At 34.1% G+C, this 18,430-nt stretch carries 19 protein-coding genes and 1 tRNA gene; 3 read left to right on the forward strand and 17 right to left on the reverse strand.

Translation table 11 applies throughout. From position 1 onward, the window contains the following. Positions 1-280 precede the first annotated feature (280 nt). The 4 genes from yajC to HPY74_14175 form a co-directional block, all read right to left on the reverse strand. Positions 281-553, reverse strand: a complete 273-nt coding sequence (gene yajC / locus HPY74_14160) for a preprotein translocase subunit YajC (GenBank protein NSW91788.1) — start codon at positions 551-553, stop codon at positions 281-283. An 80-nt stretch (positions 554-633) separates the two neighbouring features. After that, positions 634-1,761 carry a tRNA guanosine(34) transglycosylase Tgt gene (gene tgt, locus HPY74_14165; protein NSW91789.1) on the reverse strand — a complete coding sequence of 376 codons (1,128 nt, stop codon included), beginning with the start codon at positions 1,759-1,761 and terminating at the stop codon, positions 634-636. 12 nt (positions 1,762-1,773) lie between these two features. After that, positions 1,774-2,802 carry a tRNA preQ1(34) S-adenosylmethionine ribosyltransferase-isomerase QueA gene (gene queA / locus HPY74_14170; GenBank protein ID NSW91790.1) on the reverse strand — a complete coding sequence of 343 codons (1,029 nt, stop codon included), beginning with the start codon at positions 2,800-2,802 and terminating at the stop codon, positions 1,774-1,776. Positions 2,803-2,852: 50 nt separating this feature from the next. After that, positions 2,853-4,529 (reverse strand): SpoIID/LytB domain-containing protein, encoded by a 1,677-nt coding sequence (locus HPY74_14175; GenBank protein ID NSW91791.1) that lies wholly within the window; start codon positions 4,527-4,529, stop codon positions 2,853-2,855. A 261-nt stretch (positions 4,530-4,790) separates the two neighbouring features. Between HPY74_14175 and HPY74_14180 the strand changes: the two genes are divergently transcribed. Beyond that, a complete protein-coding gene (locus tag HPY74_14180) occupies positions 4,791-5,669 on the forward strand; it encodes a 4-hydroxy-tetrahydrodipicolinate synthase (GenBank protein ID NSW91792.1) in 879 nt (292 codons plus the stop codon). Between the two features lie 42 nt (positions 5,670-5,711). Continuing rightward, positions 5,712-6,467, forward strand: a complete 756-nt coding sequence (locus tag HPY74_14185; protein NSW91793.1) for a 4-hydroxy-tetrahydrodipicolinate reductase — start codon at positions 5,712-5,714, stop codon at positions 6,465-6,467. Positions 6,468-6,483: 16 nt separating this feature from the next. Here the strand turns inward: HPY74_14185 and HPY74_14190 are convergent, their stop codons facing one another. After that, complete coding sequence (locus tag HPY74_14190; protein NSW91794.1) at positions 6,484-7,398, reverse strand: YesL family protein; 915 nt, start codon at positions 7,396-7,398, stop codon at positions 6,484-6,486. Between the two features lie 254 nt (positions 7,399-7,652). Between HPY74_14190 and HPY74_14195 the strand changes: the two genes are divergently transcribed. Continuing rightward, positions 7,653-7,735 (forward strand) — tRNA-Leu (locus HPY74_14195). A gap of 71 nt (positions 7,736-7,806) precedes the next feature. Here HPY74_14195 and recO read toward each other — a convergent pair. The 12 genes from recO to HPY74_14255 all read right to left on the reverse strand — a co-directional run bounded on the left by recO (position 7,807) and on the right by HPY74_14255 (position 18,181). After that, complete coding sequence (gene recO / locus HPY74_14200; GenBank protein NSW91795.1) at positions 7,807-8,553, reverse strand: DNA repair protein RecO; 747 nt, start codon at positions 8,551-8,553, stop codon at positions 7,807-7,809. 84 nt (positions 8,554-8,637) lie between these two features. Then, positions 8,638-8,784 carry a YqzL family protein gene (locus HPY74_14205; GenBank protein ID NSW91796.1) on the reverse strand — a complete coding sequence of 49 codons (147 nt, stop codon included), beginning with the start codon at positions 8,782-8,784 and terminating at the stop codon, positions 8,638-8,640. Positions 8,785-8,991: 207 nt separating this feature from the next. Next, positions 8,992-9,882: a GTPase Era gene (gene era, locus HPY74_14210; GenBank protein NSW91797.1), complete on the reverse strand. Its 891-nt coding sequence runs from the start codon at positions 9,880-9,882 to the stop codon at positions 8,992-8,994. After that, positions 9,872-10,294: a cytidine deaminase gene (locus HPY74_14215; GenBank protein ID NSW91798.1), complete on the reverse strand. Its 423-nt coding sequence runs from the start codon at positions 10,292-10,294 to the stop codon at positions 9,872-9,874. The genes era and HPY74_14215 overlap by 11 nt, the downstream gene beginning before the upstream one ends. A gap of 27 nt (positions 10,295-10,321) precedes the next feature. Next, entirely contained in the window at positions 10,322-10,813 is a 492-nt protein-coding gene (ybeY, locus tag HPY74_14220; protein NSW91799.1) for an rRNA maturation RNase YbeY, read from the reverse strand. Then, positions 10,782-13,070 carry an HDIG domain-containing protein gene (locus tag HPY74_14225; protein ID NSW91800.1) on the reverse strand — a complete coding sequence of 763 codons (2,289 nt, stop codon included), beginning with the start codon at positions 13,068-13,070 and terminating at the stop codon, positions 10,782-10,784. Before HPY74_14225 ends, ybeY begins: the two co-directional genes overlap by 32 nt. 41 nt (positions 13,071-13,111) lie before the next feature. Beyond that, the gene (locus HPY74_14230) at positions 13,112-14,032 is read right to left on the reverse strand and encodes a PhoH family protein (GenBank protein ID NSW91801.1); all 921 of its coding nucleotides are present in this window, start codon (positions 14,030-14,032) and stop codon (positions 13,112-13,114) included. Between the two features lie 51 nt (positions 14,033-14,083). Beyond that, entirely contained in the window at positions 14,084-15,283 is a 1,200-nt protein-coding gene (yqfD, locus tag HPY74_14235) for a sporulation protein YqfD (protein NSW91802.1), read from the reverse strand. A gap of 20 nt (positions 15,284-15,303) precedes the next feature. After that, positions 15,304-15,627 carry a sporulation protein YqfC gene (yqfC, locus tag HPY74_14240; protein NSW91803.1) on the reverse strand — a complete coding sequence of 108 codons (324 nt, stop codon included), beginning with the start codon at positions 15,625-15,627 and terminating at the stop codon, positions 15,304-15,306. A gap of 70 nt (positions 15,628-15,697) precedes the next feature. Further along, complete coding sequence (gene pdaA / locus HPY74_14245; protein ID NSW91804.1) at positions 15,698-16,672, reverse strand: delta-lactam-biosynthetic de-N-acetylase; 975 nt, start codon at positions 16,670-16,672, stop codon at positions 15,698-15,700. An 82-nt stretch (positions 16,673-16,754) separates the two neighbouring features. After that, entirely contained in the window at positions 16,755-17,462 is a 708-nt protein-coding gene (locus HPY74_14250) for a DUF881 domain-containing protein (protein ID NSW91805.1), read from the reverse strand. After that, positions 17,459-18,181, reverse strand: coding sequence for a DUF881 domain-containing protein (locus tag HPY74_14255; protein ID NSW91806.1), 723 nt, complete (start codon positions 18,179-18,181; stop codon positions 17,459-17,461). Before HPY74_14255 ends, HPY74_14250 begins: the two co-directional genes overlap by 4 nt. Positions 18,182-18,430 lie beyond the last annotated feature (249 nt).

Genomic DNA, 18,430 nt, shown 5'->3' on the forward strand with positions numbered 1-18,430 from the left:
AATATTATTAAATTCCATTCAAATTATTTTGCGAGTTTGATTTGCCCCGAAGTGAATTTACAGGCTCTTAAGACTTGGAGCATTTAGTTACTGGAAGCATTTTCTTCATAAAAATAAAATGCGCCCACTCTTTCCTCTTAATATTGTTCTTATTATTATATTATATTGTTACTTAAGATTATTGCTTAAGCAATGGACAGAAAGTGTGAGTTAGAAGCGGGGTACAAGATATCGGTATTTCCCACCTCTCACCTCTCTCGCTTCCCACTTCTCACTTCTATTATGCCTCAATTGGCTTGTCTACTTCCTTAATAGCCCAGTTTTTAAGTACAAGCTTGGTTTTTTCAACACTGGTTTCTATTGTCACTTCGTCATCTTTTATGTTGATTATTTTACCTGACACACCGCCTATGGTTACAACTTTATCTCCCACTTTCAACGAGTTTATCATCTCACGCAATTTTTTATCCCGTCTTTTCTGGGGTAGAAAAACCAATAAATACATTACACCAATAAAAAATGCTATATACAGTATAAAGCCAATACCTCCCATCGCACCTATACCGCCTACTTCTTCTACATTCATCCTTATAAAACCCTCCCTCATTGAATTTTGAATAAATAGTTTATATTTTATAGTTTATCACTATACCCGAATGAATTAAAGAAATTTTTTCTAAAATCACCGAGTTTGTCTTCTATTATAGCTTGTCTTATTTTTTTCATCAAGTCTAATAAAAATTTAATATTATGCAACGTAGTGAGTCTCATTCCAAGTATTTCATTACATTTAAGCAAATGCCTTATATATGCCCTGGAAAAATTTTTACATGCATAACAGTCACATTCAGGGTCCAAGCTTGAATAATCCCTGGCATATAATGCATCCCTTACAATTATTCTTCCTCTGCTGGTTAATACTGTACCGTTTCTTCCAATACGGGTAGGAAATACGCAGTCGAACATGTCAATTCCTCTAATTACTCCTTCTATTAGATAATCAGGGCTTCCTACGCCCATAAGGTACCTTGGTTTATCTTCAGGCAAGACCGGTACCGTATATTCAAGTATTGCATACATTTCTTCGGCAGGTTCACCCACACTAAGCCCTCCTATAGCATAGCCCGGGAAACCAATTTCTATTAATTCGTATGCGCTCTTTTCCCTTAACTCCTTATATGTCCCTCCCTGCACTATTCCGAATAATGCCTGCTTTTCAGTATTTTTATGGGCAATCTTGCATCGTTTTGCCCAACGGGTAGTCCTCTCTACCGATTTTTTTACATAATCAAACTCGGCAGGATAGGGTACACATTCATCAAAGGACATAATAATATCAGAACCCAGTTCGTTTTGAATTTGTATGGATTTTTCAGGAGTAAAAAAATGTTTAGAACCGTCTATATGAGATCTGAAGGTTACTCCTTCTTCGTGGATATCCCTAAGGTTACTCAGGCTGAACACCTGGAACCCTCCTGAATCTGTCAATATGGGCCTATCCCAATTCATAAATTTATGTAGCCCTCCAGCTCCTTTTACAATATCAGGCCCAGGACGCATATATAAATGATAGGTATTGCTTAATATTATTTGAGCGCCGATATCTTTTAATTCGTCAGGAGACATTGTTTTAACTGATGCCTGGGTACCAACGGGCATAAATACAGGAGTATCAAAACACCCATGGGGTGTATGTACCCTTCCCAACCTGGCGCCTGTCTGTTTACACTTTTTTATCAGCTCATATTTTAAAGCAGCCATTACATCACCATTCTATTTTATTATAAACATTGCATCGCCAAAACTAAAAAATCTGTATTTTTCCCTTACTGCAATTCTGTAAGCCTCCATTATATTTTCCCTGCCTGCAAAAGCACTAACCAGCATTATTAACGTGGATTCAGGAAGATGGAAATTAGTAATTAAAGCATCAATAACCTTGAACTTATAGCCGGGGTATATAAAAATGTCTGTATACCCCTCTTTTGGTTTTACAAACCCGTTTTCATCTCCTACCGTTTCCAATACCCTGCTGCTTGTGGTGCCAACAGCAATAATCCTTCCGCCTGCTTTCTTGGTAGAATTGATTTTATCACATGCATCTTCATCAATACGAAAGTATTCCGAATGCATATGGTGTTCTTCAACATTCTCTACTTTAACAGGGCGGAAAGTTCCCAAACCTATATGCAGTGTAATAAAAGCAAACTCAATACCTTTTCGAAAAATAGTTTCCAATAATTCCTCTGTAAAATGAAGCCCTGCAGTAGGTGCAGCAGATGACCCCTTATTTTTTGAATAAACAGTCTGGTACCTTTCATAATCGCTGATACCCTTTGTAATATATGGAGGGAGAGGTATAACGCCTATTTTTTCAAGTATTTGCTCAAAGATTCCTTCATATTCAAACCTTACAAGCCTATTTCCATCCTTAACTATTTCAAGTATTTCGGCTTTCAGCAATCCATCTCCAAAAACAAATCTTGAGCCAGGTTTTGCTCTTTTACCTGGTTTTAAGATAACTTCCCATATTTTACCTTCTACATGGTTTAATAATACAAACTCGATTTTGCCTCCTGTGTCTTCCCTTCTTCCTAGTAACCTGGCAGGTATTACCCTCGTATCATTTAGTACAAGGCAATCTCCCTTGTCAAGGTAATTTACTATATCTTTAAATAGCTTATGTTCAATTTTCCCCGTTGTTTTATTCAAAATCATCAACCTTGACATACTTCTTTGGGCAGTCGGTTCTTGTGCAATAAGCTCTTCAGGAAGTTCATAATAAAAATCCTCTACCTTCATAATTTATTTTTGAGTTTATATTTAAAATTACTCTTTCCTCCTGTTCTATCCTATTTTATATAAACTCCCGGGAAATAATGGGACAATATTTCTTCATAGGTAAAACCTGCTTTTGCCATGCCTTTTGCTCCTTCTTGGCTCATACCTACAGCATGCCCATAACCTCTACCTATAAAAGTATACATTTCGGGCGTACTCGGAATCTCCACCTTTTTCCCTTCTGCTGCTAAAAGAAAAACATTTTTATTTGCTTCTATAGTACTTAGACCTCCACCTGTAATTACTTTTTTGCCCGCAAGTTGTGTTTTTATAGTATTCTTTTTAGTATCATCCAATACTGCTATATCTGCATCGGTAGTTATATAAAACCATTGGCTGGGTAAATCAAGCACCTCCCGGCACCTGGCTTTTTCAATCTTGTTTTCTCCTTTTGTTCCTGTTATTACCATCTCTATTGCTCTTCCAGCATCTGATGTTTTTGTAATTCTTATACCTAATATGTCCCCTGTATTATTTCCCCGTGATGTCATAATATTACTTATACTGGCAGCACTTAAATGTTTTTCCCAAGTGTAATTGGGAGAATTTCCTTCTTCGTACTTATCTTCCACGCTCTGCAGGTATGGAATATCGGAAGACCATACGTTTTTTACTGCTTCAGTCCTTCCCCCGCTTGAACTGAAATAAAAAACCTGGGCAATAGCACCATCATAGTATATTACTTTACCCTTAGTATCGTCAACTGCTTTATTTGTTGTTTCTTTTTCAAAATCAAAACCTTTATAAACTTGAGAAAACACTGTACTGCATAAATCAAAACCTAATTTTGAATATTTCCCAAGATTATTGTAAGCATAAGTCCGTGCAGCAACAGCTTGTGCCTTTAGAGCTTCAGGATGGGCATCCCATCCCATTTCACAAGGTACTACACCATATAAATAATGCTCAAGGGGAAGTACATTTATAACTGTCATATCGCTATTTTCCAAACGCCTTACTTCAAGAATTCCCCTATAATTTTTTCCATTAATATTAAATATATACGGGTTGTTATTATTCCCGGGACGTATTTGAAAATTTCCGTTATCATTGCAAAACACCCCAACAGTTTCATTAAAGCCTGATGTAACTACAATATTGTTTTTATTTGGGGTGACAACCACATAATCTCCATCTCCTAAATTTTTTCTAAGAGAATTATCTATATCCTTTTTAGCTGAGTTTTCATCAGTATAAAAGCCTGTCCAAATACACCATGTACCATTATTATATACAGGATAGGCATCTATTCCTTTTTTTCTGATTACCTGTACTTCCGTTATTACTCCATTATAATCCGGATAATTGCTACCAATTTTAACATGAAAGGGTCCTACTTTTTCCCCTTCAGTTATATTATCGTCACCATTATACTTATCAAATACATATTCTTGCAAAGTATTATTCTTACTTATAAAATAAGCATCTTTACGGACCATTAATTTAGTATTGTCTTTTATTTCTACTAATGTTGTAAATTTCCCATCTTTTTGGTAACCTATTTCTAGTCCCTTTTCAGCAAATATATTAAAAAAGGATACTTCAGTATTCAAGTTTCTAGACATGTCTCTGAAGAAAAGGCCTACCCTAACCTCCTTATCATCAGCTGCATAGGTTTTACTGCATACAAATATTATAATAAAAAACATCATTATCGCGGATATCGGAATTTTTATAAACTTTTGCATATCATCAACATCCTTTTCATTCGATTTCTATGATTCATTCGACAAAATAACTTAATTTTCCTCTTTAAGTTAAAAAAATTAATTATTTTGTAATAAAATTTATCTGGTTTTGAAAATTTTATTTGACAGGTAATACCTTTAAGTTGTAATATAAAATCAGCAAACAAAGATGCTAAAAAACACAAAAGGAAAAGAATTGTCGTGCCTTTAAATTCATAAAATATATATTATATAACAATAATATTGAAAGGGTGCATATTTATGAGAAAACCATTATTTACCGGTGCCGGTGTGGCAATCGTTACACCTTTCACTGATGACGGTGTAAACTTTGAAAAATTAGAAGAGTTGATTGAATTTCAGATTGGGCAGGGTATAGATTCAATAATTTCTTGTGGTACTACAGGAGAAGCATCTACAATGCCTGATGAAGAACATAAGGCAGTTATAAAATTTACAGTTCAAAAAGTCAGGGAAAGAGTCCCTGTCATTGCAGGTACCGGAAGCAATGATACACGCCATGCCATTGAGTTGAGCAAATATGCTGAAGAAGTAGGGGCAGACGGAATCTTAAGCGTAACTCCTTATTACAATAAAACTACACAAAAAGGCCTATATGAGCATTTTAAAGCCATTGCTGAAAGTATAAAAATACCGGTAATACTGTATAACGTTCCTTCAAGGACAAATCTAAATATCAATCCGGATACAATGAAAAAATTGTCGGAAATTGAAAACATTGTTGGAGTAAAAGAATGTAATCTGTCCCAGGTAGGAGATATTATTAATCTTTGCGGAGATGATTTTACAGTTTACTCAGGGGAAGACGGGCAGGTAGTACCTCTCTTAGCCTTAGGAGGGAAAGGTGTCATCTCTGTTATGGCAAATATTATACCAAAAGACACCCATGATATGGTTTGTAAGTTTTTAGAGGGAGATATTGAAGGCAGCCGTAAAATTCAACTTAAAACATTAGATTTAATTAAAGCATTATTTATAGAAGTAAATCCTATACCAATTAAAGCTGCCATGAATTTAATGGGTATGAATGTAGGAAAGTGCCGGATGCCTTTAGTAGACATGAGTGAGAAAAACTTGGAGATACTTAAAACTGAAATGGTTAAATATGGTTTACTGTAATCTTTAATATTTAAACTATAATGTAACAAGGAAGGATTGCAAATGATAAGAATAATATTAAGTGGATGCAACGGAAAAATGGGTCAGGTCATAACAAGGCTTTCAAATGAAAATCAGGATGTAAAAATAGTTGCAGGAATTGATATAAATGATTCAATAAAAAATGACTATCCTGTATTTAGGAGTGCTACAGAATGTAATGTAGAGGGAGATGTGATTATAGATTTCTCAAATCCGGAAGCTTTGGAGAACTTGTTGAAATTTGCAACAACAAAGAAAATACCACTGGTTTTAGCGACAACCGGCCTATCCGAATTACAAAAAAGCAAATTAAAAGAAGCCTCAAATGTGATACCAATATTTCAATCAGCCAATATGTCTTTGGGTGTTAACCTTTTAATTGATTTGGTTAAAAAGGCTGCAAAAGCGCTTGAAGGCTACTTTGACATCGAAATTATTGAAAAACATCATAACCAAAAGCTTGATGCACCAAGCGGGACAGCTCTTGCTATAGCTGATGCAATTAATGATACCCTGGAGCAAAAACAGGAATATATATATGACCGCCATGCCAGAAGGAAAAAAAGGAGTAAAACCGAAATAGGCATACATGCAGTACGGGGAGGTACAATTGTAGGGGAGCATTCGGTAATTTTTGCCGGCAATGATGAAATCGTTGAATTAAAACATACGGCAATGTCCAAAGAAATCTTTGGTATAGGAGCCATTAAAGCCGCAATATTTTTATATAATAAGGAACCGGGCATGTATAATATGAATGATTTAATCTTAATCTGAGTCATTCAGCAAAGAGTTATTCGTGGACGTCCCCTTTTACCTCTCCGTCTTCCTCCTTCTCATCATCATAACCATCATCATAATCATCATCTTCTTCGCCTTCTTCGCCTTCAATTTTATCTATCATATATTTTTTTAACTTAGGATATACGTAAAAATTGGTAATCAGGCCTATTGTGCTGACTGTAATAAACAGGAACAATACAATTCCTATAAAAGTGCTGAAATAAAAAGACAAAAGAATTAAAGCAACACACAGTAATAATATCCCCAAGTTGGGAAAAAATTTTGCCAGGGAAAAGATTAAAGCATTCCTGTAAAGTTGCCGTATAGTTAACTTAAAAGTAACAAGCATTGGGTAAATATACATATGCATTATTAAGTACATAATAAATGCAAATATTATAATTGTTCTGGCAAACATTATAAACATTGCTACAATGTTGTTATCTGTAATATATTTAAAATAAAAATTGATAACTATTCCAAATAAAATTAAAGCAAAAAAATCAATTATTGATATAATCATACTTTGCTTGAAATTCTTTAATGCATGTTCCTTAAAGTCCCACCATAAAAAAGCATGTTCTTCCCTTGAATAATTCCTAAGTATATAGGTGTAACCTGCCTGCGCAGGCCCTACTGTTATAAGGGGTATACATAGGACTATGCTGCCTAAGATAAACCTGGTTAAAAGGTCCATAGCCGGATCATCGGTAATTTGCCCCTGTATAACATACATGGATGCAAAAATAACAGCTAATACTGCCGGTAAATTAAATAAATTAAACATTAAGTTAATTTTTACCAAATTCCAGAACTTCCTTGAATATATTCCAAAAAACACCACTATAGGTGGCTTGGGTGGAGCGTCTTTTGGTATGCCCGGCCCGGGCTTGGTATAATCAAAAAATCCAAAAAAACCTGCCATTATTCATTTCCCCTTTTATTATAATAACTGCTTTTACCTAAAGCCTTATTCTTATTTTAACAACTCTTTGCTTTATATTCAACATAAATTTTGTTGATTTGCTTATCCCTCGTCGGATTAACAGGCTCTATAAGACTTTCCGCAATGTTACTTCCAGCATTTTCTTCAAAATTTGAAAATGCGCCCCCGAAGTATGAAAAAAGTATTGACACTGAATATATATCTTAGTATAATATGATTTGCAGGTTAAATACGCGGTCGTGGTGGAATTGGCATACACGTACGTTTGAGGGGCGTATGCGCGAGCATATGGGTTCAAGTCCCATCGACCGCACCAAAGAAAAACTACTGAGTATTCAGTAGTTTTTTTAGTAATATTTTTCAGGAGTGTATTCCCTATTCCATTCTTTATATATTCTTCAAGAATTTAAGTTTACTATAATCCTTTTCAAGCCGTTCCTTTAAAAACCTGTCTATAACACATCCTAATTCTTTTAAAACCATTGGTGCAAGTTCAAAATTAAACAGTTTATCCATACTTGAATGCACTATATGGCGCATTGCCCTGACAGTGCCGGAAGACACTTTGAATGCATAAGGATCTGTAGAAAAACAATTTTCATTGCTGCAAACAAATCCACACTTTTTAAAGCTGAATGATAAATCTTCTAACCCTTCATTTGAACAATTTATGCACCCTTTAACATACGGCGCATATCCAAGTATGCATAAATACCTTAATTCGAAAATCCTTGTAATCAATTCCGGAGGCCTATCGGTTTTTATTAAATAATACAATGTATTTAAAAATAATTTAAGTGTCCTACCGGCAGGTTGGCCTTCTTGTACTGTATCGTATATTAAATCAGCTATATGTGCTGCGTAAGTAAGCCTTATCAAATCATACCCTGCCTCTGAAAAAGATTCAATCACTTCACAACTATTAATTGTGTGGATATCACGTCCCTTAAACAATAGAAAACTACTATAGCACAAAAATTGGGTGCAGGCAGTAAACCTGCTTCTAAGCCTCCGTGCTCCTTTAGCCATTATAGACATTTTACCGTATTCTTTGGATAATATGGTTATTATTTTATCTGCCTCACCCGCATTGACCTCTTTGATTACTACTCCCTGTGTTTTAATATATCCCATTTTTGTATACCTGATCTACCATTCATAATACTTATAATTTGTTATTTCTATTTTATTTCTTGATTTTAATAATTATATTTTATTTCATATTTTTCCGCCCATTGCAATTTCACCCTTATTAGAGGAGCTTTCGTTAAATGAAGAGCCTTCTCTTTTTTCAATTTCTTTATAAACCATATAACTACCTATATTTCCTGTTTTCTGAAACAAATTCCACATAAATTCTTTCAACACCGTTATTCCCCCTATTCTTTTTTTAGAAAATTATTTTATACTGGTTCTATATTACTTAACTTCACTCGCACAACAAGCAACTTGTTGTCATATTATTATATTTCTCAAAATTACATTTTGTATACTAGCACTCTAAGGAGAATAATGCCTTATCATCAATTTTCAATATTCTATGGAATTACATTAAGCAAAAATCTTAAATAATCAATTATAACCAAGGGTTTTTAACACAAAGTCACTATTTCTCCAATCTTTTTTTACTTTAACCCATAATTGAAGAAAAACCCTCACTCCAAGAAATCGTTCAATTTCTTCCCTTGCAAGTGTTCCGGCTTTCTTTAGCATTTCCCCGTTTTTTCCTATTATTATGCCTTTATGAGATTCTTTTTCACAGTAAACATTTGCCTCAATGTCCAAAAGATTTTTCCCTTCTCTTTCTTTAAATAATACAATCTCTACTCCAATTCCGTGAGGTACCTCCTGTTTTAGAAACATAAGGAATTTTTCCCGTATAATTTCAGCTACAATAAATTTTTCCGGTTGGTCAGTTAATATGTCGTCAGGAAAATATTTGGGACCGGGCGGAAGGACTTTCATTATCTCTTCAAGTAAAATATCTACTCCTTCTCCTGACATCGCCGATATTGGAATTATACTATTAAAATTCATATACTGCTCATATGCTGGTATTAATGTTAATATATTTTCCTTTTTTACTATGTCTATTTTATTTATTATTAAAAAAACCGGCGTCCTGGTTTTTTTTAGCTGTTCCATAATTTCTATATCCCCTTTACCGGGACCAATACCTGTTCCTTCAGTCATAAACAAAATCACATCAACTTCATCAAGAGACTCTAATGCTACTTTAACCATATATTCACCCAGCTTATTTTTAGGTTTTACAATACCCGGTGTGTCGATAAACACCATTTGGCAATCACTATCTGTAACTATCGCCTTTACTGCGTTTCTTGTTGTCTGGTGTTTGTCTGACACTATCGAAATTTTTTCTCCAGCTATTCTATTGATTAAGGTTGATTTACCAACATTAGGCCTTCCCACAATAGATATAAATCCGGACTTAAATTTCATTTTCTATTTTACCCCCTGGAGTTTTGAAGCTTTTAAAGGCATAGGGCAATAATTCTCCCAGAGTATACACTTCAAATTCACCATTATTTCTACTGCATATTATTATAGTATTACAATCACCAAATTCAAGGAGTACCTGACGGCATATTCCGCAAGGGAATATTATTTCTTCCCCATCGCTTGATACAGCAAGGGCTTTAATTTTTACTTCCCCGTTTGACACCGCTTTAATAATTGCTGTTCTTTCAGCACAAATAGTTGCACCGTAAGAAGCATTTTCAATATTTACACCCGTATATATGTTATCATTTTCAGTTAAGACTGCAGCCCCGACTCTAAATTTTGAATAGGGGACATATGCTTTTGTTTTTTCTTCCATAGCTGTTCTTACCAACTCTTCTTTCCAGCCCAATCTTGTTCTTCTCCTTCCTATTCTTTTTTATTCTTCCGTTTTCAGTCCCATCTTTTCCAGTACTGCCTTTTGTTTATCCAACATTACTTTCTCATTTTCGTCATCCTGGTGATCATACCCCAAAAGATGAAAAACCCCATGAGTTGTTAGAAATGCCATTTCTCTTTCAAAAGAATGGCCATACTCTTCTGCCTGTTTACATGCCGTTTCCACAGATATTACAATATCACCCAGAAGAATAAGGTTTTTCTCCATATCTATATCCCCTAACTGGGATTTTATTTTTCCATCTTTCATTTCAACAATAGGAAATGAGAGTACATCTGTAGGTGAATCTATACTTCTTAGTTCATTATTTAATTCTTTAATTTTTTTATCATCTACAAGTAAAATACTTATTTCACACGGTTTTTGAAAATTTTCATTTTTTAAACAGATTTCTACCGCATTTATAATTATATTTTCAATTTCCTTTGTTACATCCAACTTATCTTGTATATTCCGTATTATAATTTCCATCACTTTCTAAATTACCCTCTCTTACATTAACATCGTTATTTACCTTTATAGCCACGCCTGCTTCCATATCTATATCTGTTTCTGAAAGCATATGTATATTATCTTCTAAAGCTTTACTTTTTATTTTAATATCAGGATACTGCTCTCTCGCATGGAAAAAACCGCTAAATACTCTCATAAAGCTATTAGCAATAATATCTAAGTCCTTCAACGTAAGTTCGCTCAAATCCAATTGTCCATCTTCCAATTTATCTTTGATAATTTTTCGTACAAGCCCTTCAATTTTACCTTCGGTCCTATCAAGCATAGATCTTACAGCAGCTTCCACTGAATCTGCCAGCATCACCACTGCTGCTTCCTTGGATAAGGGTTTAGGCCCCGGATATCTAAAACTATCTTCATTAACTGTCATCGACTGGTTATCTTTTTTTGCTTTGTGATAGAAATATGTTACCAGAGTTGAACCATGATGTTGTTCAATAATATCTCTAATTGCATAAGGCAATTTATACTTTTCAGCAAGTTTTACTCCATCCTGGGTATGAGAAATAATTACTAGTGCACTTAGACTAGGAGCCATTCTGTCATGGGGATTTTTAGACATCTGGTTCTCACCGAAAAAGTTCGGCCTTTTTAATTTCCCAATATCGTGATAATAAGCTCCTACTCTTGACAATAATGAATTTCCTCCTAATGCTTCTGTTGCTACTTCTGCAAGGTTTCCTACCATCAAACTATGATGATAAGTTCCCGGTGCCTCTATTAAAAGTCTCTTTAACAGGGTTTGGTTTGGGTTTGCCAGCTCCATTAATTTGAATGGAGTAATTAAATTAAACGTGCTTTCCCAAAAAGGCAACATGCCGATTGTCATAATTACTGATATTAAACCGTTGGTAAATACAGTAAGACTATCAGTTACGATAAATTTCAATTCATTTTTACTTATTAACCCCATACAGACCACAACGAGTATATTTGTCCCGGCAATCAGTAAACCTGTTGATGAAAGAGCACTTCTTTGGTTAACTTTAGACACAAAAAAAGCAGTAAAGGTCCCGCTTAGAAGAGACATATATAAAAAAGTCAAATCTTCTCTTGTCATAAAGGAAATTCCTATTGCCAGAATAAAGTTAACAACTATTGCAAGCTTCCGGTCAAGGAGAATTGTAATTAACATTGTTGCCATAGAAAATGGGATCAGTAAAGGAGAGTATATATATACAAACCTTGCTATAACCAAGGTCATTACTATTATCATACATAATACAATTACATCATTACGGTTTAAAAGTACCCTTCTGCAATAAAACTTCATATACAATAGCAAGAGCGTGGCCAATAAAAAAAGCATTACAAATATTCCTATGGCAAAAGCATAGTCTATGTTACCTGTTTCAACAAGATTCAGTTCTTTGAGCATCTGCATCTTATCCTCAGTTATAACATCACCTACGCTAACAATTCTCGAGCCCTTCTTGACAATTATTTTATTATTTTTAATTGCATTTTCATATGCTTCCTTTCTTTTTTCTTCTGTAAGTTCATTATCTATTTCACTATTAGGCCTTATAAGTCCTTTAAGCAAGTGTCCGCCAATATTTTTTAAATCCTGTTTTAATTCCTTTCCCTGCAATTCCTTTTGAACTATATCAATTTCTAAAGCCAAATTTTCACCTGTAACTTCTTTGGTCATAACTCTGCTGACCAATTCTCTTATATCCTTTTTAAAAGATATTAATTCCTCATCATCAACCTTAGCTATTAAGTAATATAACTGGTCCTCTGAAAAAGGAGCATTAAGATTAAGTTGTTCAATTTCTTTACTTAATATTTTTATAACGGAATCTTGTATGGCTTTTATTTCCTCGTCATAGTTTTTTAAGTTTTTTGTCAACCCCTTTTCCTGGATAGCTTTATTAATTTTTTTCCTGGCACTTTCTATGCTGAAAAAAAAATCATCAACACTATTCAAGACCTCAATAGGGACATTGTCCTTTCTAATAATTACTGAAGGTACAGTCTTTGCAATCTCTTCTGCCCTTTTTTCCGTCAATAGTGTATTTTCTATATTCCTGGGAGCAGTTATGTCATAGGGAGAAACCATTCCCAAATGAAGTTTATACCTTTTTGGAACAGCACCATTTAAAACTATTATAAAAGATATTACTAGGGTAAATACTCCTATTAAGGCACATTGAAAGGTTGAATTTTTTAAGTAATGTCCTATTCCTTTGTCTTTTATGCTTTTGAAAAACAGTTTATTCACCCCCCCTAGGATATCTCAAAAAACTTCCTTTTTTAACCATTCCTTAAATTATCATGTTTCTCATATGCCCTGATTATTTTCTGGACAAGTTCATGCCTTACAACATCCTTTTCAGTCAAAAACACAAATTCTATTCCTTTTATGTTTCTCAGAATTTTAATTACTTCCTTCAACCCTGATTTTTTATCTCCGGGAAGGTCAATTTGCGTTATATCGCCTGTTACTATTACTTTAGAACCGAAACCGATGCGTGTCAAAAACATTTTCATTTGTTCAGGAGTAGTATTCTGAGCTTCATCCAGTATTATAAAAGAATCGTCAAGCGTGCGTCCTCTCATGTAAGCCAGAGGAGCTACTTCGATCATGCCTTTTTCCAAATATTTCTGATAGTTTTCTATGCCCAATATTTCATATAATGCATCATATAACGGCCTTAAATAGGGATCTACCTTGTTTTGCAAATCACCAGGCAAAAACCCCAGTTTTTCGCCTGCCTCTACCGCAGGCCTGGTAAGAATAATTCTATTGACTTCCTTGTTTCTGAAAGCAGTCACAGCCATAGCTACAGCTAAATAAGTTTTACCTGTTCCTGCAGGGCCAATACCAAAAACAATTATATTTTCTTTTATGGCATTTACATATGCTTTTTGTCCATAGGTTTTTGCTTTTATTTGCTTACCTCTGGCAGTAACACAAATAGAATCGGATAAATCATCGTACCTGGTATCCAGCTGGCCGTCCTCTTCCAACTGCACAATGTAATTGACATTTTGCCGAGTAATAGTTTCTCCCTTCCCTGCAATATCAATTAACTGTTTAACAACCTTATCCGCTTTTTCAACCTTATCGGCAGGTCCCACAATTTTTATACCTTTGTCCCTGGATACTATTCTAATACCAAAAGCATCTTCGATTATCTTTATGTTTTCATCACAATTGCCAAATAAATTCATTGCAAATTCCAACCTGTCAACCTCAACAGCCTTTTCAACCTGTACTTCCAATCATTCTCCCCCAATCTCTTCTGTAATTCCTATATCTTCTATGCATTCGATAATAACATTTGCCGTTATTAAACCCTCTTCACTTTGAGTATAATCGATAATTTGGTTAATTATTTTTGCATCATCCGGAATAATTTTCATAAGTTTTTTTAAGGCATTGTCTCTAGCAATAATTTTTGCTTCTTCTATACTCAACTCTTTTTCAACCAATTTATTTTCATAGTATTCTTCAATTACAAGCCAAAACGGTAATATAAAATTTTCTCCAACTTGTAATACTTTCTTTAATTCTACCTTATCATAGTTTTGAAAATCAATACCCTTATTTAACGGTAATTTAATTTTTTTATTAAATAATATTAACGTATAAACACTTTTCACATTTCCTGTCCTTATAGCTTCAATAGCTTTTATATTTGTTATACCGTTGCCTTCATACCATGTCCTCGCTTTTATTTCAGCTATAGAGTGTACAAGCCTTTTTTGCCCAGGTTCACGTTCATTTTCCATCACCCCCGACACCAATAATTGGCCTTTTACTATAGTGTCCCCTTCTTTTACTACTTCCCGTCCGTCCTTTACTATTATTGAATGAATTATCCCGTCTCTTTCTGCGACAATATTACAAGGTACATCTTTGGCTATTAACGAGGGAGGTTGTCTTCTCTCTTCTATAGATAATTTGGCCTTTGTTCCCCTTATCTCAAAACTAACCCAGCTTAATTCCTTTATTTGAAGTATCAAGGTTTTAGCAACCCTATCGGCATTAATCCTGTATTTTAAAACACCGGGTTTTACTCCAAGTACCGCAAGTTTTTGGAGTATATCTGCCGTCCTAATCTCCTTATTCCCTGATATTTCAACATCCCATATAAATGAAGCAAGTAAATTAAAAAGCACAAAAAACAAAACTATGCCAAACACAAAGGCCTTTCTCCGTTTATATCTGTTAAGAAAAAAGGGTAACCCTTTTTTCTTAATAATTCTTACCCTGCAGCGAGATTTCCTTGATATAGGCCTTAACATTTTAAAACCCTTGATACTTACTTTTAAAGTCATAGTCAAATCATTACGGCGCTGTATATCCCATAAAAACACCTGCCTGTGGGTACATATATTAATAAATCTTTCAAGAAAATAACCTTCAACTAATATAATAACATATCCCCGCAGATAATTCCATAATCTTAATAACAGCATTTTGTACCTCCAGGTTATTTTTATTCCATGAATTCTAAAGAACCGATCTTTCCCATTACAACTATATCTTCCGATGTTATTTCTCTTATTGTTAAACAGTCTCCCTGAATTTTTACCAAACCCTTAGCGGTATTTACCCTTATCCTTTCATTTCCATATTCAACTATACCTTTATAATTTTCAACCACTAAACTACTGTTACCAATCATTGTTATTTTAGGAACATCAAGTACCACTTCTTTCGGCAATTCCAGTACCTCAGCCAATTTTTCCTTGAAATCCATATTGACCTTATTCTTTTTTCGTCCCTGCTTTTTTTGTTTTTTTCTATTATCAGGCGACATATAAATTCCCCTTTAAATTAAAAAAATAAATAATTTATATCCTCTAACCCACATAAGTTAATTAAATTATCTAGTTTCGCCGGTTTTCTGCTCTAAACGCCTCAATATCGCCAAAAGAATATCCTTTCTCCCTGGCACCTTTGATTATCATATCAAGGGCATCGGCATTATCTTTTGAAACTGCATGTAAAAGCAATATAGCACCATTATGAAGATTATCCATTACAATTTTGTATGCATAATCTGCACCTCTTATTTTATCTCTATACCAATCATCATAAGCAAAACTCCAAAACATATTTTCATATCCAAGCTTGCTTGTTATTGCTAGTGTCCTTTCACTATATTCGCCTTTTGGAGGACGTAAAAAACGCATATTCTTGCCGAACTTTTCTCTAAAAGCTCTCTCAAGCCCGAGGACCTCTTCTTCTACTTTATCATCGGGAAGGGAAGGAAGGCTGGGATGATGGACTGTATGATTCCCCACGGTATGGCCTTCTTCTACCATCCTTCTTACTAAATCCTGGTGTTGGCTTAAATATGGACCTGTAATAAAAAATACGGCTTTAACCTTGTTTTCTTTCAGAACATCAAGAATTTTAGGTGTATACCCGTTTTCATAACCTTCATCAAAAGTTAAATAGATTTCCTTTTTAGAAGTATCTCCAAGGTAGAACCCATTATATTTTGCTAATAGTTCCGGGGCTCCAGGATCTGCATCGGGAATCCTGTTACCTGTTTTTCTGGAAATCCCCCAGCATAAAAGCTTATTATTATACCCACTTCCTTGTGATACTTGAATATATAAATCTTCATTACTAGAACTAATAGTATTAATATTATATTTTGAAGCCTGAAAATCATTTGTAAGTCTACCGCTTATTTCAACCCTTAAATCGATATCTTTAAAACTGGAATTATAAACTCTTCCCAGATCACTTAAGGAATATATGTCCTTTTTTCTTCCAGAAATAAAATAAGTTAATAGAGGTGTAACTATAATTGTAAACAGGATAAGTGACAAAAAAAACCTATTTCTTTTCATTTTATTTCCTGCACTCCTTATACTGTTCTATATAATATTCTATATAATAATTATATATACTTGGTAAACAAAAAATAACCAACTATTTAGGAGTTACAGGAGTTAAAAGGTTGGTCTTTATTACGGAACCATCATCCCTGATTTTTGGAATAAATACTTCATCTGATTTTTTAATAGTTACTTTTAAATATTCCTGAAGCTTTTCAATGACGCCGTTTATCATTTTTAAAGAATGCTCAAGCTGTTCTGGGTTTCCTATGGCTTTTATCGTAATAGGTGAAGTTATCTGCGTACCGTTTACCATTATATAAGGTAAAGCATCCCTTATTTCAGTCATGGCTACAATCCTTTCGTCATTTACCGATATTGCCTGAGCCCCTGCAGCTCTTAATTCATTTACAACAAGTAAGATATCACTATCTATTACTGTAAAAAAACTATCTTCAAGGGTTATAATGACTCCTTTTCCTTTAACATCCGTCATACCTGCAAATATCCTTACAGCATCCAATTCTTTCAGCAAATTTTTGTAAGCTTCGTCACTTCCCGCTTGAGCTGTTTCATATAATCTGACTTCCTCCTGCAATTTTTGCAGTTTGGTCCTCAGTTCGGTATTGCTTTTTTGAAGCTTAATAAGGTCTTCTTTTAACGTTTCTATTCTTCTGTTTTCATAGCTAGCAATACTTTCATTGTAATTAATGCTTTTATACTGCCATGCTACCATCATACCCAATATTAAACATATAATTGTAATAGCAAAATTCCTGCCAATATTTCTGCCCGTACTCATTTTTTTACCACCTCAAGCATAGAAATAACCCTCATTGGGTCTTTCCCATATTTAGGAACTAATACTTTGTTAGATTTATTTATTGAAATTTGAATTCCTTCCTTTCGTAATATAGCAATTCTTTCACATTCAATAAGGTTATTATATAATTGGTCCGGAGGTCCGATAACATTAATTATATACGGTACCGAATAGCGTTCCTTATTTATTCTAATGGTAGGACCTGCACAAACCTGTTCACTAATTGATACTATCCTTTCCCCATTTATTGATATTGCCTGAGCACCTGCTTTTTTAAGTTCATTAAGTATTATTCTTATATCTCCGTCATGTATTATTAGCTGGCTGGGTTTATCAGTTTTCCTTGCAGGGGCATCATCAAGTTTAATTATTAACCCGGGACCTTCAACATCGGTCAAACCTGCCATATGTTTTAACGTATTGAGGTTTTCCCATAAAGCTTTTAATTTTACATCATCGTTTATTTGAATATAGCTTTTTAGATATTCTTCTTTTCTCCTGTTATATTCTTCTATTTGTGCTTTTAGTTCTTCTTCGGTTTTCTTTTCTTGATCCAATTGGGTTATTAACCTTTCTGCATCTAAAACTGAAACTGCTTTTTCTTTTTTGGTATATAATGTACTTCTATATTGTAGTGCTATTATCAAACCTAAAAGGATATATATTAGAAAAAGCACAAAGTTACTCCCTTTTTTCATTTTTTATTACTCCTAATTTTTATCAATTTAGGAAGTATTTTTTATCTCACCCCGGCATAATACACTCCTATATCAATTTTACTTTTTATGTTCACATATTTCAAGGGTAAAATTAGGGAGGGTGTGTTTATTTTGTGATAATGTCACCTTGTTAATTATTTTGATAAAATGTCACTATGAAAGGTAAGGTGAATTATCTGATGTCACAAGAGCAACTAAAAAGGTATACTGTCATCGAGAAAACTATAG

Source organism: Bacillota bacterium (assembly GCA_013314855.1).
Taxonomy (GTDB): Bacteria; Bacillota; Clostridia; order Acetivibrionales; family DUMC01; genus Ch48.

What these genes read in the sequence shown, in the direction of transcription:
- HPY74_14175 (NSW91791.1), bottom strand. Translation starts at nt 4,529, where the DNA reads ATGCAAAAGTTTATAAAAATTCCGATATCCGCGATAATGATGTTTTTT.
- ybeY (NSW91799.1), bottom strand. Translation starts at nt 10,813, where the DNA reads ATGGAAATTATAATACGGAATATACAAGATAAGTTGGATGTAACAAAG.
- HPY74_14190 (NSW91794.1), bottom strand. Translation starts at nt 7,398, where the DNA reads ATGGCAGGTTTTTTTGGATTTTTTGATTATACCAAGCCCGGGCCGGGC.
- yqfC (NSW91803.1), bottom strand. Translation starts at nt 15,627, where the DNA reads ATGTCGCCTGATAATAGAAAAAAACAAAAAAAGCAGGGACGAAAAAAG.
- pdaA (NSW91804.1), bottom strand. Translation starts at nt 16,672, where the DNA reads ATGAAAAGAAATAGGTTTTTTTTGTCACTTATCCTGTTTACAATTATA.
- yajC (NSW91788.1), bottom strand. Translation starts at nt 553, where the DNA reads ATGGGAGGTATTGGCTTTATACTGTATATAGCATTTTTTATTGGTGTA.
- HPY74_14250 (NSW91805.1), bottom strand. Translation starts at nt 17,462, where the DNA reads ATGAGTACGGGCAGAAATATTGGCAGGAATTTTGCTATTACAATTATA.
- HPY74_14180 (NSW91792.1), top strand. Translation starts at nt 4,791, where the DNA reads ATGAGAAAACCATTATTTACCGGTGCCGGTGTGGCAATCGTTACACCT.
- HPY74_14255 (NSW91806.1), bottom strand. Translation starts at nt 18,181, where the DNA reads ATGAAAAAAGGGAGTAACTTTGTGCTTTTTCTAATATATATCCTTTTA.
- HPY74_14230 (NSW91801.1), bottom strand. Translation starts at nt 14,032, where the DNA reads ATGAATTTATTTGGCAATTGTGATGAAAACATAAAGATAATCGAAGAT.
- HPY74_14185 (NSW91793.1), top strand. Translation starts at nt 5,712, where the DNA reads ATGATAAGAATAATATTAAGTGGATGCAACGGAAAAATGGGTCAGGTC.
- tgt (NSW91789.1), bottom strand. Translation starts at nt 1,761, where the DNA reads ATGGCTGCTTTAAAATATGAGCTGATAAAAAAGTGTAAACAGACAGGC.
- recO (NSW91795.1), bottom strand. Translation starts at nt 8,553, where the DNA reads ATGGGATATATTAAAACACAGGGAGTAGTAATCAAAGAGGTCAATGCG.
- yqfD (NSW91802.1), bottom strand. Translation starts at nt 15,283, where the DNA reads ATGCTGTTATTAAGATTATGGAATTATCTGCGGGGATATGTTATTATA.
- era (NSW91797.1), bottom strand. Translation starts at nt 9,882, where the DNA reads ATGAAATTTAAGTCCGGATTTATATCTATTGTGGGAAGGCCTAATGTT.
- queA (NSW91790.1), bottom strand. Translation starts at nt 2,802, where the DNA reads ATGAAGGTAGAGGATTTTTATTATGAACTTCCTGAAGAGCTTATTGCA.